Raw genomic sequence first — 13,719 nt, 5'->3', positions numbered from 1 at the left:
CAGCACAGCGGCGCCATCGCGTTTCAGGTCCGCGATGGCGCCGCTGTGTGGGGGAAGTACCTGAGCGATCTTGAACGACGGGGGAACCGCTCAGGCACTGCGGGGGGTGGCGGTGATGGTCTCTGGCTCGACGAGCTGGTGGTCACGCTGGTCGAGATTGACGAAGATCATGCCGTACCGGATGGCACAGCGGACGGGCTGAGGGGCGCCACGGGGCTTCCGGAGACATCGGTAGGCGCGAATATCCTCATCGGACCCACGCGTGATGATGATGGGCTCACCGAAGAGGGTGACCATCAACGAATCGCCACCGTGCGGCACGGCTGTGACGAGGTCGATGAAATGCCACCCGGAACGGTAGGCAGCCGCCATCTCACGGCGGAATCGAGGATCTTCGGGAACCGTCATGCCCCCACGGACCCCCAACCAGGGTCGGAGACGGCCGCGGGCGCAACGCCCCAGCCCGGGTCACTCGCCTTGATGGCTCCCCAGCCCGGGTCGCTCGCCTTGGCGACGACCTGCTGCGGAGCGAGGCCCCAGCCCGGGTCCTCGGTCGCCGCCACCGCGCCGACCGCGGCAGCAGCTATGAACGCGACACCAACTACGGTGCGTATGAGCTTCTTGGCCATGACCGAGCAACCTCACTTGGTGTGTATCTCCTGCTCCCCCGCAGCCACGACGATGGCTCACTCCTCACGTTTCCACCACTGGCTCAATGCATCATGTTCCTGTATCGGAAAAGCCTGGGGGTGTACATATGCGAATAGAACCGGATAAGACGGAGCATCCTCATACGCACGCCGAGCTGTGCGAAGCGGGCACACGGGCCTATAAGGAGGCCCTGCGAACGGGCCGGATATGCCGTTCGGACATCGAGGACACGCCCTGCCTGATGGACCTCGACCTCCTCAGGCCCGACCCCGATGACGGCCAGTGGCTCCGGCCGGTTCCCCCCTCGGCCGCCCTGGCCCGGCTCCTGCTCCCGATCGAGAAGGAGATCCAGGAGCGCAGACGCCTCAGCATCGAACTCTCCGACGCGTTCGAGCCATTCATGTCCGTCAGCGCCCGGGACCCCTCGACGACGCACGCGATCACCGTCCTGGAGGGCCTGACGCGGATCAACACCTCCCTCGACCGGGTCGTGGCCGAGTGCGCCTCGGAGCTGCTGACCGTGCAGCCCGGCAGCGGCCGCAGCGAGCACACCTTCGGCGAGGCGCTCCGCCGCGTACGGCCCCTCCTCGGCCGGGGCATCCGGATGCGCACGCTCTACCAGCACACGGCCCGGCACCAGCCGATCACGCTGGCCTATCTGGAACGCATCGGCCCCGAGGTCGAGGTCCGCACCCTCGAAGAGATCATCGACCGCCTGATCATCGTGGACCGCAAGGTCGCCTTCGTACCCGCCAGCCGGGACCGCCAGGTCGCCCTGGAGCTGCGTCACACCGGCCTGGTCGAGTATCTCGTCGGCGTCTTCGAGCAGTTCTGGCTCCAGGCCACCCCGCTGGAGAACCCGGTCACCTACCAGCCCCCGCTCGACGGCATCAGCGGCATCCAGCGCTCCATCGCCAAACTCCTCATCGAAGGTCTCGTCGACGAGGCCATCGCCCGCCGGCTCGGCATGAACGTACGGACCTGCCGGGCCCACATCGCCAAGCTCGCCTCCGCGCTCGGCAGCGGCAGCCGCGCCCAACTCGGTTACCTCATCGCCCAGTCCGGCCTACTGGAGCAGGAAAACTGACCTTGTACGTACAGATCGACCTCGACGGCCCCGCGGGCACCCTGCGCGTCTCGGGCCACGAGCTGCCCACCGTGGAGCTGGTCCGCGGCCCCGGCGACGAACCCGACCCGCTGATCCCCATCGGCACCCGGGCCGCCGGCCGGCTCACCCTCACCGTCGACGGCGCGCCCGCCGTCCTCCGGCCCGCGCGTGGCCGGATCCTGCGCCGCTCGTACCGCGTCGACGCCACGGTGGCCGGCACGCGCTACCGGCTCGTCCCCTGCTCGTACGGCGAGAGCCGGCTGCTCCGCGACGGCCGCGTCCTCGGCACCCTGGAGTCCACCGGAGACGGCACGGTCGACGCCGACTGGGCGCCGGGGACGGAGACCGGCGCGGGGACCGGGGCGGAGACCGGCGCGGCCCCCGAGCCGCTGGACCGCGTCGTCGGCACGGCCCTCGCCGCCGCCTTCGGCACCGGAGCCGCGCCCTGGTGGGACACGACGCTGAACATCGCGGCCGAACTGATCCCGTAGATCGGCGACTTCGCCCGGAATCCACGGGCTTTCACCCGGCCGCCCGGCGATGATCAGGTCCATGACCTCAGCCCAGATACTCCGCGGCGACGGAGTCCAGGCTTCCTTCGAGGACGGCGTGCTCCACGTGGTCCGCGGCGGACAGCACACCGCGATCCCCCTCCTGGCCGTCCAGGAGGTACGCGTCCCCACGCCGCGCCGCCTCGACGTCGTGCTCACCGACGGCGCCGTCCACCCCGTGGAGGGCGCCGACCCGACCGCCACCGCCGCCTTCGCCGGCGCCCTCACCGGGGCGCTCCCGGCGGAGCGGGGCCCGGAGGCGAGCGCGCTCGTCGTCGTCGAGACCCGGCCGGACGACAGCATCGACTGGGGCTGGGTCGCGGCCCTCCTCCTGCCGGTGCTCGGCTATCTCGGATACGCGGTCTGGGTCGGCGTCACCCACGGGGTGCGGGTGGTCGGTGTGATCGTCGGGGCGGTGCCGCTCGTGTTCGGGGCGCTCCTGGTCTTCGCCTTCGCGCAGGAGACGTACCGCCGGGTCGTCCTGAGGCGGCGCGGCATCACCGTGCCCGCCCACGCCGTCGGCAAGGGCACCAAGAAGTCCACGCGGTACGTCTACGCCGACGCCGGGGGCGCCGACCACCCGTACAGCTGCACGCGGAAGACCCCGGACATCCTCGTCGCCTACGACCCGCTCAAGCCCGCGCGGGCCGCGCACGCGGCTCCGGTGATCGAGGTCCTGGGGCGGCTCTCCGGCTATCTGCTGGTGGCGTCGGGCTGCCTGTGGCTCGGCGCGAGGATGGCCTTCGGCCTGCTCTGGTAGGGACGACGAAGGCCCCCTCCGCCGGCGAACCGGAAACGGAGGGGGCCTTGTCGTACCGAGTGGGCGGCTACTCGCCGGGGCGCTTCGGGCGCCAGACCACCAGGGCGCTCGCCTGCTGGACGTCCTGGTACGGGACCAGGTCGCGCCGGTACGAGGCGTGCACCTGGGCCTCGCGCTGGCGCATCGCCGAGGCGGCGCCCTCGACGGCCGCCGACAGCTCGGCGATCCGCTGCTGGAGCGCGGCGACCTGGTTCTCCAGCTCGATGATGCGCTTGATGCCCGCCAGATTGATGCCCTCGTCCTGCGACAACGCCTGCACCGTGCGGAGCAGTTCGATGTCACGCGCCGAGTAGCGCCGGCCCCGGCCCGCTGTGCGGTCGGGCGAGACCAGGCCGAGGCGGTCGTACTGACGCAGGGTCTGCGGGTGCAGGCCGGAGAGCTGGGCCGCCACCGAGATGACGTACACCGGGGTCTCGTCGGTCAGTTCGTAGGGGTTACGGCTGCGTCCCGGTCGAGGGTCCATCGGGTCAAGCTCCCTTCGCGGCCTGGAACAACTCTGCCCTGGGGTCCTCGCCCGCCGTCGCCTGACGGTAGGTCTCAAGGGCCTCGCGGGCCTTGTCGTCGAGCTCCTTGGGCACCGCGACCTCCACCGTCACCAGCAGATCGCCGCGCGTCCCGTCCTTGCGGACCGCGCCCTTGCCGCGGGCGCGCATCGTCCGGCCGTTGGGGGTGCCGGCCGGAAGCTTCAGGGTCACCGCCGGGCCGCCCAGCGTCGGCACCGGGATCTCGCCGCCGAGCGCCGCCTCGTCGAAGGTGACGGGCACGGTGACGGTCAGGTTGTCGTCCTTGCGGCCGAAGACCGGGTGGGCGTCGACGTGGACCACGACGTACAGGTCGCCGTTCGGACCGCCGCGCTCGCCCGGCGCACCCTTGCCGCGCAGCCGGATCCGCTGACCGTCGGAGACCCCGGCGGGAATGCGGACCTGCATGGTGCGGGAGGACTTGGCCCGTCCGCTGCCCTTGCAGACCTCGCAGGGGGTCTCGGCGATCAGGCCGCGGCCCTTGCAGTCCACGCACGGGTCGGTGAGCGAGAAGCCGCCGCCGCTGCCGCGCGAGACCTGGCCGGTGCCGACGCACGTCGGGCACACGCGGGGCGTGCCGTTCTTGTCGCCGGTGCCCGAACAGGCCTTGCAGGGCGCCTGGGAGGACATCCGCAGCGGCACCGTCGCGCCGTCCACGGCCTCGGTGAAGCTGAGCGTCACCTCGGACTCGATGTCCTGGCCGCGGCGCGGCTGCGTACGCGTCCCCGCGCCGCCGCCCGCGCCCCGGTTGAACAGTCCGCCGAAGACGTCGCCGAGGCCGCCGCCGAAGCCGCCGGCCCCGCCAGGGCCGCCCGCGCCGCCGGGGCCCTGGGCGCCGCCGAAGAGGTCGCCCAGGTCGAAGTTGAACGAGCCGCCCTGCCCGCCGGGACCGGCGCGGAAGCCGCCGTTCCCGAAGAGCGCGCGGGCGTCGTCGTACTCCTTGCGCTTCTTGGGGTCGCCGAGGATGTCGTTCGCCTCGGAGATCTCCTTGAAGCGCGCCTCGGCGCTCGTGTCGCCCTTGTTGGCGTCCGGGTGGTTCTCGCGGGCGAGCTTCCGGTACGCCTTCTTGATCTCGGCGTCGGTGGCGTCCTTGGGGACGCCGAGAACCTTGTAGTAGTCCTTCTCGACGAAGTCCTTCGTGCTCATCGACGTCCCTCCTCTCGGACGATCTTCGCGTCAGCCCTCTTCGGGGCCACCGCTCTCCTCGTCTGCCGACTTCTCTTCCTTCGCGGCCGGCGTCGCCCCGGGCTGGGGCTCGGCCACCGCCACGCGCGCGGGCCGGATGGTCCGCTCGCCGATCCGGTACCCCGGCTGCAGGATCGCCACGCAGGTCGTCTCGGTGACATCCGGCGCGTACGAGTGCATCAGGGCCTCGTGGATGGTCGGGTCGAAGGGCTCGCCCTCCTTGCCGAACTGCTGCAGACCCATCTTGGCGACGACGGTCTCCAGCGACTCGGCGACCGACTTGAAGCCGCCCACGAGCTCGCCGTGCTCACGGGCCCGGCCGACGTCGTCGAGCACGGGCAGGAGCTCCGTCAGGAGGCCGGCGACCGCGATCTCCTTGACGGTGACCCGGTCACGCTCCACGCGGCGGCGGTAGTTCTGGTACTCGGCCTGAAGCCGCTGGAGGTCCGCGGTGCGCTCGCCGAGCGCGCTGCGGAGCTGGTCCAGCTGCGCCGTCAGACCGGCCGTCTGTGCGGCGTCCCCGGCCGGGGCCGCCGAGCCCTCCTCCGTGGAGGGGGTCTCGGCGGCTTCGGCGGCGTCGTCGGCGCCGGAGGGGACGTCGGGCTTCTCCTCGAAGCCCGGGGTCTCCTCCGTCATCAGACCGCGCCGCCCTTCGCGTCACCGGGCTTCTCGTCGTCGACGATCTCGGCGTCCACGACGTCGTCTTCCTTGGACATGTTCGGAGCCTCGGCACCCTCGCCGCCGGCGGCCTGCGCGGCCTGGGCGTCGGCGTACATCGCCTGGCCGAGCTTCTGGGAGACGGCGGCGACCTTCTCGGTGGCCGTACGGATCTCCGCGGTGTCCTCGCCCTTGAGCTTCTCCTTCAGCTCGGCGACGGCCGTCTCGACCTCGGTCTTGACGTCACCGGGGACCTTGTCCTCGTTGTCCTTGAGGAACTTCTCCGTCTGGTAGACGAGCTGCTCGCCCTGGTTGCGGGACTCGGCGGCCTCGCGGCGGGCGTGGTCCTCGTCCGCGTACTTCTCGGCCTCTTCGCGCATCCGGTTGACCTCGTCCTTCGGCAGCGAGGAGCCACCGGTGACGGTCATCTTCTGCTCCTTGCCCGTGCCGAGGTCCTTGGCCGTGACGTGCATGATGCCGTTGGCGTCGATGTCGAAGGCGACCTCGATCTGCGGGACGCCACGCGGGGCCGGCGGCAGACCGGTCAGCTCGAACATGCCGAGCTTCTTGTTGTACGCCGCGATCTCGCGCTCGCCCTGGTAGACCTGGATCTGCACCGACGGCTGGTTGTCCTCGGCCGTCGTGAAGATCTCGGACCGCTTGGTCGGGATCGTGGTGTTGCGCTCGATGAGCTTGGTCATGATGCCGCCCTTGGTCTCGATGCCGAGGGACAGCGGGGTCACGTCGAGGAGCAGGACGTCCTTGACCTCACCCTTCAGGACACCGGCCTGCAGGGCGGCGCCGATGGCGACGACCTCGTCCGGGTTCACACCCTTGTTGGCCTCCTGGCCACCGGTCAGCTCCTTGACGAGCTCGGCGACGGCCGGCATACGGGTGGAGCCACCGACGAGAACGACGTGGTCGATCTCGGACAGGTTGATGCCCGCGTCCTTGATGACGTTGTGGAACGGCGTCTTGCACCGGTCCAGAAGGTCGGCCGTGAGCTGCTGGAACTGAGCCCGGGTGAGCTTCTCCTCCAGGTGCAGCGGACCCTCGGCGGAGGCGGTGATGTACGGCAGGTTGATCGACGTCTCGGTGGAGGACGACAGCTCGATCTTCGCCTTCTCCGCGGCCTCGCGGAGACGCTGGAGAGCCATCTTGTCCTTGGCCAGGTCGACGCCGTGGCCGTTGGCGAACTGCTTCACCAGGTAGTCGACGACGCGCTGGTCCCAGTCGTCACCACCGAGGTGGTTGTCACCGTTGGTGGCCTTCACCTCGACGACGCCGTCGCCGATCTCCAGGAGGGACACGTCGAAGGTGCCGCCACCGAGGTCGAAGACGAGGATCGTCTGGTCGTCCTTGTCCAGGCCGTAGGCCAGGGCGGCCGCGGTCGGCTCGTTGACGATACGCAGGACGTTGAGGCCCGCGATCTCACCGGCCTCCTTGGTGGCCTGACGCTCGGAGTCGTTGAAGTACGCCGGGACGGTGATGACCGCGTCGACGACCTTCTCGCCCAGGTACGCCTCGGCGTCGCGCTTGAGCTTCTGCAGGATGAAGGCGCTCATCTGCTGCGGGTTGAAGCTCTTGCTGTCGATGTCGATCTTCCAGTCGGTGCCCATGTGGCGCTTGACCGACCGGATGGTCCTGTCGACGTTGGTGACCGCCTGGCGCTTGGCGACCTCGCCGACGAGCACTTCACCGTTCTTCGCGAAGGCGACGACGGACGGCGTGGTCCTGGCGCCCTCGGCGTTGGTGATGACGGTGGGCTCGCCGCCTTCGAGAACGCTGACGACGGAGTTAGTCGTGCCCAGGTCGATGCCGACCGCACGTGCCATTTCAATTCCTCCAGCTGACTGACTTGAGTGGAACTGACTCAAGGATGCACGACGAGATCGCGTGCGTCAACAGACCTGAGTGGAGGCGGCTCAACTCTTCACCCTGAGGCTCACTCAAAGGGGCGCCGCTGGCGCGTCATTCCCGGCCCGGACGCCTCTCCGCGTGAGAGAGTCCGGGGTGCCCCTGCCGGGCATAGCGGGCATATCCCACGAATATCCCATGAATGTCACTCGAAAGGGTGTGGGGAATGACGGCCAAGCGCGCACTCGACCTCCTCGGCGGACTCACCCTGCTGACCGTCCTGTCCCCGCTGATCGCGGCCGTCGCCCTCTCGCTCGCACTCGCGACGGCCGGCGCGGGCGGGGTGACGCGCCGCCGGACGGTCTCGGGCCGGGGCGGAAACGCCTTCACGATGGTCACGTTCCGTACGAAGAGCACGCTGGCCGGACTGCCCCTGCTGCTCCATGTCGTACGGGGAGAGATGTCCCTGGTCGGCCCCTGCCCCCTCACCCCCGGACACCGGGAGTGCGTGGGAGAGGCACGGCGCCGGCTCACGGTGCGCCCCGGGATGACGGGGCTGTGGCAGATCAGCGGACGTTCGGAGCTGCCGTGGGAGGAGCGCGAGCTGCTCGATCTCCACTATGTGGACCACCACTGGCTGGGGATGGATCTGGCGATCCTGGCGCGTACGCTTCCAGCAGTCCGCAGGCGTCGTGCGGCGAGCGGTTCGACGGCCGGGCAGACCCGGCCGGCAAGGCTTGCCTGAGCGACACAGATCACCGCGGGCGCCGCTACAGAGCGGTGCCGTGACGGGGTAATCTCAGCACGGACTGAATAAGTTACCGCTTAGTAGCGCCTCGCTCGGGTGTCACACTCGACAGTGCGGGCGCTCCGCCTCGCAGGCCCGCCCGAGGAGCCCCTCATGCAACTCGCCGCGATCATCGTGTCGATCGCCATCACGGTGGTGGCCGTCGCGCTGTTCGGCCGCGCCACCGCGCAGATCTACCGCTTCGTGAAGCTCGGCCAGCCCGTGCCCGCAGGCTCGCGCACCGGCGACCCCAAGCAGCGCACCATCACGCTGGCCAGGGAGTTCTTCGGCCACACCCGGATGAACCGCTGGGGTGTCGTCGGCGTGGCGCACTGGTTCGTGGCGATCGGCTTCTTCGCGCTGCTGCTCACGATCGTCAACGCCTTCGGCCAGCTCTTCCAGGCCGACTGGCTGATCCCGTTCATCGGCGACTGGCTGCCGTACGAGATTTTCACCGAGTTCCTCGGTCTGATGACCGTACTCGGCATCGTCACGCTGATCGTGATCCGGCAGCTCTCCAAGCCGACCAGGGCCGGCCGCAAGTCGCGCTTCGCGGGCTCCAAGACGGGCCAGGCGTACTTCGTCGAGGCCGTCATCCTGATCGTCGGCCTCTGCATCATGTCGCTGCGCGCCCTCGAAGGCGTCCAGCACCACGTGACGAGCTGGGAGCCGGGCTTCTTCGCCTCGTACCCGCTGATCGCGCTGCTCGACGGCCTGGACCTGAACACGATCCAGAACATCACCTACCTCGTCGCGGCGCTCAAGATCGTCACGTCCTTCACCTGGATGATCACGGTCTCGCTCAACACCAACATGGGTGTGGCCTGGCACCGCTTCCTCGGCTTCCCGAACATCTGGTTCAAGCGCGAGTCCGACGGCTCCACCGCCCTCGGCGCGCTCCAGCCGATGACGACGGCCGGCAAGGAGATCGACTGGGAGGACCCGGCCGAGGACGCCGTCTTCGGTGTCTCCCAGGTCGAGCAGTTCTCCTGGAAGGGCATCCTCGACTTCTCCACCTGCACCGAGTGCGGCCGCTGCCAGTCGCAGTGCCCCGCCTGGAACACCGGTAAGCCGCTCTCCCCCAAGCTCCTGATCATGTCGCTGCGCGACCACGCGCACGCCAAGGCGCCGTACCTGCTCGCGGGCGGCGGCAAGGACATGGAGGGCAACGAGAAGGCGACGCCCGAGCAGCTGAAGGACGTCCCGGCCGCCGCCCTCGCGGAAGCCGAGCGCCCGCTGATCGGCACCGCCGAGGAGAACGGCGTCATCGACCCGGACGTGCTGTGGTCCTGCACCACCTGCGGTGCGTGCGTGGAGCAGTGCCCGGTCGACATCGAGCACATCGACCACATCGTCGACATGCGCCGCTACCAGGTGATGATCGAGTCCGCCTTCCCGTCGGAGGCCGGCACGATGCTCAAGAACCTGGAGAAGAAGGGCAACCCCTGGGGCCTGGCGAAGAAGCAGCGCGTCGAGTGGACCAAGGAGGTCGACTTCGAGGTCCCGATCGTCGGCAAGGACGTCGAGGATCTGACGGAGGTCGACTACCTCTACTGGGTCGGCTGCGCGGGCGCCCTGGAGGACCGGGCCAAGAAGACCACGAAGGCCTTCGCCGAGCTGCTGCACATGGCGGGCGTCACGTTCGCGATCATGGGCGGCGAGGAGAAGTGCACCGGTGACTCGCCGCGCCGCCTGGGCAACGAGCCGCTGTTCCAGCAGCTCGGCCAGGAGAACGTCGCGATGCTGAACATGGCGTTCGGCGAGGACGACGAGGACGAGTCGACGAAGAAGCCGAAGTCGGCCAAGAAGATCGTCGCGACCTGCCCGCACTGCTTCAACACGATCGCGAACGAGTACCCGCAGCTGGGCGGCGAGTTCGAGGTCATCCACCACACGCAGCTGCTCCAGCACCTCATCGACGAGGGCAAGCTGATCCCGGTGACGCCGGTCGACGGCCTCATCACGTACCACGACCCGTGCTACCTGGGCCGCCACAACAAGGTCTACACGCCGCCGCGCGAGATCATGTCGGCCGTCCCGGGCCTGCGCCAGCAGGAGATGCACCGCCACAAGGAACGCGGCTTCTGCTGCGGCGCCGGTGGCGCGCGGATGTGGATGGAGGAGCGGATCGGCAAGCGCATCAACAACGAGCGCGTCGACGAGGCCCTGTCCCTGAACCCGGACATCGTCTCCACCGCCTGCCCGTTCTGCCTGGTCATGCTGACCGACTCGGTCAACGGCAAGAAGAACGACGGCAAGGCGAAGGAGTCCGTCCAGGTGGTGGACGTGGCGCAGCTGCTGCTCGACTCGGTGAAGACGAAGCCGGAGGACGCTGAGCCGGAGCCGGAGCCGGTGTCGGCGGAGTAGTACCCAGTACGTACGGAGAGGGCCGCCCCGCGCGAGTTGCGCGGGGCGGCCCTTTTTGCCGTTCCCCGGCCGTTGTCAGCCCTCCTGGGAACGCCGGTGGTTGAGGGCGAACCCGAGCCCGGCGGCCCCGAGGGCGGCGAGCCCGCCGCCGGCGCCGATGAGGGCGGCCTGGCCGGAGGAGCCGGCGACGTTCTCGGCCCCGGCCTTGACGGCGCCCTTGGGGACGACGGTGGTGGTGGTCTTCCAGCTGTTGCCACCCTGCTTGGGGGTGTCGATGACGACGAACGTGCAGGCGGTGGGCTTGGGGGTGCCCTCGACCCAGGAGGTGCCGGTGCCGTCGGGCTGCAGGACGACGTGGAGGCCGTTGTTCTGTCCGTAGGAGGGGCTGCCGGTGATGGTCAGGGTGTCGATCAGCGTGCCGCCGGCCCATATCTCGGCGGCGTACTCGTCCGTCCCGGTCTTGTAGACCTTGGCGACGGATCCGTCGGCGAGCTCGAAGGACTTCACGAAGGCACGCTCGACAGGCGGATCGACCTGCGGCTGGCCAGGGCGGCGATCGTGCCGGTGGCGATCGCTGCGGTACGGATGGAGCGACGGGTGACGCGCCTGAGACCCCCTAGGGGATGTCACAGCTCAGTGGCAGCTCAGGGGCAAATGAGCGGAGCCACAGCGGGAACGGGTACGTTCAATGACGTGGCTGGATTCAGGAACGGACGCGGCCGGGACAACCGCCCCCCGCAACAACAACCGCAGCAGGCGCCGTACGGGTACAACGCGGCCCCGCCGCCCCACCCGCAGCAGCAGTGGCCCCAGCAGGCCCCGCAGCAGGGCGGCGGCGGATACGGGGAGCCGGAGTACTTCGGGGACCCGTACGGGGCGCAGCAGCAGCACCACCCGCAGCAGCACTACGCGGCCAACACCCCGGGGCACACGCAGATGTTCAGCGTGAACGAGGACCCGTACGGCGCCGGCGCCGGCTACGAGGCGCCCGCCGCCCCGACGGGCCCGCGGCTGCACTGGAAGCCTCTGCTGAGCGGCATCGTGCTGCGCCCGGGCCCGACGTTCCTGCAGATGCGGGACCACGCGGTGTGGGGCCCGGCGCTGACCGTCACGTTCCTCTACGGCCTGCTGGCCATCTTCGGCTTCGACAAGGCGCGCGACGAGGCGATCAACGCGACGCTGTCGACGGCGATCCCGTACGTCCTGATGACGGGCGTGGGCTTCGTGGTGGCCGGCCTGATCCTGGGCGCGGTCACGCACACGCTGGCGCGTCAGCTGGGCGGCTCCGGGAGCTGGCAGCCGACGGTCGGCCTGTCGATGCTGATCATGTCGATCACGGACGCGCCCCGGCTGGTCGTCGCGGTCTTCCTGGGCGGCGAGAACGGCCTGGTGCAGGTCCTCGGCTGGCTGACCTGGCTGGCGGCGGGCGCGCTGTTCACGATGATGGTGAGCCGCTCGCACGACCTGCCGTGGCCGAAGGCCCTGGGCGCGTCGGCGATCCAGCTGGTGGCGCTGCTGTCACTGATCAAGCTGGGCATGCTGTAAGTACGTACTACGTATAGAAGGAGAAAGGCCCCCGCCAGGAAAGAGGACGGGGGCCTTCGTCGTGCATAAGTGCCTCAGGCGTCGAGAACCTGACCCTCGCGCCGGACGACGGGTGGTTCGACGGACCAGGGGAAGTTGATCCACTCGTCGGTCTTCTTCCACACGTACTCGCACTTCACGAGGGAGTGCGACTTCTCGTAGATGACGGCGGAGCGGACCTCGGCGACGTGGTCGACGCAGAAGTCGTGGACGAGCTTGAGCGTCTTGCCGGTGTCGGCGACGTCGTCCGTGATCAGGACCTTCTTGTCGGAGAAGTCGATCGCGTCGGGCACGGGCGCGAGCATGACGGGCATTTCGAGCGTGGTGCCGACGCCGGTGTAGAACTCCACGTTCACGAGGTGGATGTTCTTGCAGTCGAGGGCGTAGGCGAGGCCGCCGGCGACGAAGACGCCGCCGCGGGCGATGGAGAGCACGATGTCGGGCTCGTAGCCGTCGTCGGCGATGGTCTGCGCGAGCTCGCGGATCGCCCGCCCGAAGCCCTCGTAGGTGAGGTTCTCCCGTACGTCACTCATTGCGTCACACCTGGGTCCGATGGAAGTTCATGAAGGAACGCGAAGCGGTCGGCCCGCGCTGGCCCTGATACCTGGACCCGTACCGCTCGCTGCCGTACGGGAACTCGGCGGGCGAGCTCAGCCGGAACATGCACAGCTGCCCGATCTTCATCCCCGGCCAGAGCTTGATGGGGAGGGTGGCGAGGTTCGACAGCTCAAGGGTCACGTGCCCGGAGAAGCCGGGGTCGATGAAGCCGGCGGTGGAGTGCGTGACGAGCCCGAGGCGCCCGAGGGAACTCTTCCCTTCGAGCCGCGAGGCGATGTCGTCAGGCAGCGAGATGACTTCGTACGTCGAGGCGAGCACGAACTCGCCGGGGTGGAGGATGAACGCCTCGTCCCCCTCGGGCTCGACCTCGCGGGTCAGGTCCAGCTGCTCGACGGCGGGGTCGATGTGGGGGTAGCGGTGGTTCTCGAACACCCGGAAGAAGCGGTCAAGCCGCACGTCGATGCTCGAGGGCTGCACCATGAATTCGTCGTACGGGTCGATGCGCACCCGGCCGGCATCGATCTCGGCCCGGATGTCCTTGTCTGAGAGAAGCACGCCCCCACGATACGCAGAGGGCGCGGACCTGCCCCAATCGGGACGGTTCCGCGCCCGGCCGGCCATCAGCGCTGCTCAAGCTCCGCGGCCACGGCCACAGGCACCGCGTGCCGCAACCGCGCACACCGTGGACACCGAATGAGCCGCCCTGGCCCGATCCGCCCGGACCCGAGCTGCTGCAACGGGAACGAAGCGGTACTGAACACATGCCCTTCGGCACAACGGACGACGGTGCGCTCCATCGAACCCATCAAGTCCCTTCCCCGACAAGTGGTGGACGAGACAGCCACATTAGGGGATCAACAGGACACCACTCCAGGCGGCACTCCGCCACGGGGCCGCACGTCGCACCTGGTCGATGGGGTACAGTGTCCGAGTCTGCGGTACCGATCAACGACCGCCAGGCGGATGTAGTTTAATGGTAGAACATGAGCTTCCCAAGCTTATAGCGCGGGTTCGATTCCCGTCATCCGCTCTTGAACGAAGCCCCAGGTCAACGACCTGGGGCTTCGTCATTG

At 69.0% G+C, this 13,719-nt stretch carries 16 protein-coding genes and 1 tRNA gene; 7 read left to right on the top strand and 10 right to left on the bottom strand.

Going from position 1 to position 13,719, the window contains the following annotated elements; genetic code table 11:
- Positions 1 to 90 precede the first annotated feature (90 nt).
- Both Q5762_RS22735 and Q5762_RS22730 read right to left on the bottom strand, forming a co-directional pair.
- Complete coding sequence (locus Q5762_RS22735) at positions 91 to 408, bottom strand: (2Fe-2S)-binding protein (protein ID WP_315894047.1); 318 nt, start codon at positions 406 to 408, stop codon at positions 91 to 93.
- Positions 405 to 629: a hypothetical protein gene (locus tag Q5762_RS22730; RefSeq protein WP_315894046.1), complete on the bottom strand. Its 225-nt coding sequence runs from the start codon at positions 627 to 629 to the stop codon at positions 405 to 407. Before Q5762_RS22730 ends, Q5762_RS22735 begins: the two co-directional genes overlap by 4 nt.
- A 128-nt stretch (positions 630 to 757) precedes the next feature.
- Between Q5762_RS22730 and Q5762_RS22725 the strand changes: the two genes are divergently transcribed.
- The 3 genes from Q5762_RS22725 to Q5762_RS22715 all read left to right on the top strand — a co-directional run bounded on the left by Q5762_RS22725 (position 758) and on the right by Q5762_RS22715 (position 3,070).
- Positions 758 to 1,738: a helix-turn-helix transcriptional regulator gene (locus Q5762_RS22725; protein WP_315894045.1), complete on the top strand. Its 981-nt coding sequence runs from the start codon at positions 758 to 760 to the stop codon at positions 1,736 to 1,738.
- 2 nt (positions 1,739 to 1,740) lie between these two features.
- Positions 1,741 to 2,250 (top strand): hypothetical protein, encoded by a 510-nt coding sequence (locus Q5762_RS22720; protein WP_315894044.1) that lies wholly within the window; start codon positions 1,741 to 1,743, stop codon positions 2,248 to 2,250.
- A gap of 61 nt (positions 2,251 to 2,311) precedes the next feature.
- On the top strand, positions 2,312 to 3,070 hold the full coding sequence (locus Q5762_RS22715) for a hypothetical protein (RefSeq protein WP_315894043.1): 759 nt from the start codon (positions 2,312 to 2,314) through the stop codon (positions 3,068 to 3,070).
- A gap of 67 nt (positions 3,071 to 3,137) precedes the next feature.
- On the opposite strand, the gene Q5762_RS22710 is transcribed toward Q5762_RS22715, so the two are convergent.
- Genes Q5762_RS22710 through dnaK form a run of 4 tightly spaced genes read right to left on the bottom strand, consistent with a single transcriptional unit; the run spans position 3,138 to position 7,328 of the window.
- Positions 3,138 to 3,593 carry a heat shock protein transcriptional repressor HspR gene (locus Q5762_RS22710; RefSeq protein ID WP_315894042.1) on the bottom strand — a complete coding sequence of 152 codons (456 nt, stop codon included), beginning with the start codon at positions 3,591 to 3,593 and terminating at the stop codon, positions 3,138 to 3,140.
- A 4-nt stretch (positions 3,594 to 3,597) separates the two neighbouring features.
- Positions 3,598 to 4,797 carry a molecular chaperone DnaJ gene (dnaJ, locus tag Q5762_RS22705; RefSeq protein ID WP_315894041.1) on the bottom strand — a complete coding sequence of 400 codons (1,200 nt, stop codon included), beginning with the start codon at positions 4,795 to 4,797 and terminating at the stop codon, positions 3,598 to 3,600.
- Between the two features lie 30 nt (positions 4,798 to 4,827).
- A complete protein-coding gene (gene grpE, locus Q5762_RS22700) occupies positions 4,828 to 5,472 on the bottom strand; it encodes a nucleotide exchange factor GrpE (RefSeq protein WP_315894040.1) in 645 nt (214 codons plus the stop codon).
- Positions 5,472 to 7,328, bottom strand: coding sequence for a molecular chaperone DnaK (gene dnaK / locus Q5762_RS22695; protein ID WP_315894039.1), 1,857 nt, complete (start codon positions 7,326 to 7,328; stop codon positions 5,472 to 5,474). Before dnaK ends, grpE begins: the two co-directional genes overlap by 1 nt.
- A gap of 248 nt (positions 7,329 to 7,576) precedes the next feature.
- Between dnaK and Q5762_RS22690 the strand changes: the two genes are divergently transcribed.
- On the top strand, positions 7,577 to 8,095 hold the full coding sequence (locus Q5762_RS22690; protein WP_315894038.1) for a sugar transferase: 519 nt from the start codon (positions 7,577 to 7,579) through the stop codon (positions 8,093 to 8,095).
- Positions 8,096 to 8,251: 156 nt separating this feature from the next.
- Positions 8,252 to 10,504 carry a (Fe-S)-binding protein gene (locus tag Q5762_RS22685; RefSeq protein WP_315894037.1) on the top strand — a complete coding sequence of 751 codons (2,253 nt, stop codon included), beginning with the start codon at positions 8,252 to 8,254 and terminating at the stop codon, positions 10,502 to 10,504.
- A gap of 75 nt (positions 10,505 to 10,579) precedes the next feature.
- Here Q5762_RS22685 and Q5762_RS22680 read toward each other — a convergent pair whose 3' ends face one another.
- On the bottom strand, positions 10,580 to 11,011 hold the full coding sequence (locus Q5762_RS22680; protein WP_315894036.1) for a hypothetical protein: 432 nt from the start codon (positions 11,009 to 11,011) through the stop codon (positions 10,580 to 10,582).
- Between the two features lie 186 nt (positions 11,012 to 11,197).
- Here Q5762_RS22680 and Q5762_RS22675 point away from each other — a divergent pair, with 186 nt between their 5' ends.
- Positions 11,198 to 12,049: a Yip1 family protein gene (locus Q5762_RS22675; protein ID WP_315894035.1), complete on the top strand. Its 852-nt coding sequence runs from the start codon at positions 11,198 to 11,200 to the stop codon at positions 12,047 to 12,049.
- Between the two features lie 74 nt (positions 12,050 to 12,123).
- Here the strand turns inward: Q5762_RS22675 and Q5762_RS22670 are convergent, their stop codons facing one another.
- The 3 genes from Q5762_RS22670 to Q5762_RS22660 all read right to left on the bottom strand — a co-directional run bounded on the left by Q5762_RS22670 (position 12,124) and on the right by Q5762_RS22660 (position 13,452).
- Entirely contained in the window at positions 12,124 to 12,621 is a 498-nt protein-coding gene (locus Q5762_RS22670) for a phosphoribosyltransferase (protein WP_315894034.1), read from the bottom strand.
- A 4-nt stretch (positions 12,622 to 12,625) separates the two neighbouring features.
- On the bottom strand, positions 12,626 to 13,201 hold the full coding sequence (gene dcd / locus Q5762_RS22665) for a dCTP deaminase (RefSeq protein WP_315894033.1): 576 nt from the start codon (positions 13,199 to 13,201) through the stop codon (positions 12,626 to 12,628).
- 65 nt (positions 13,202 to 13,266) lie between these two features.
- A complete protein-coding gene (locus Q5762_RS22660) occupies positions 13,267 to 13,452 on the bottom strand; it encodes a hypothetical protein (protein ID WP_315894032.1) in 186 nt (61 codons plus the stop codon).
- Between the two features lie 153 nt (positions 13,453 to 13,605).
- Here Q5762_RS22660 and Q5762_RS22655 point away from each other — a divergent pair.
- Positions 13,606 to 13,676, top strand: a tRNA-Gly gene (locus Q5762_RS22655).
- The last annotated feature ends 43 nt before the right edge of the window (positions 13,677 to 13,719 follow it).

The sequence above is a fragment of the Streptomyces sp. P9(2023) genome, from assembly GCF_032436795.1.
Taxonomy (GTDB): domain Bacteria; phylum Actinomycetota; class Actinomycetes; order Streptomycetales; family Streptomycetaceae; genus Streptomyces.
The sequence above is the reverse complement of the archived record's forward strand: the minus strand, read 5'-3'. Positions and strand labels throughout refer to the sequence as shown.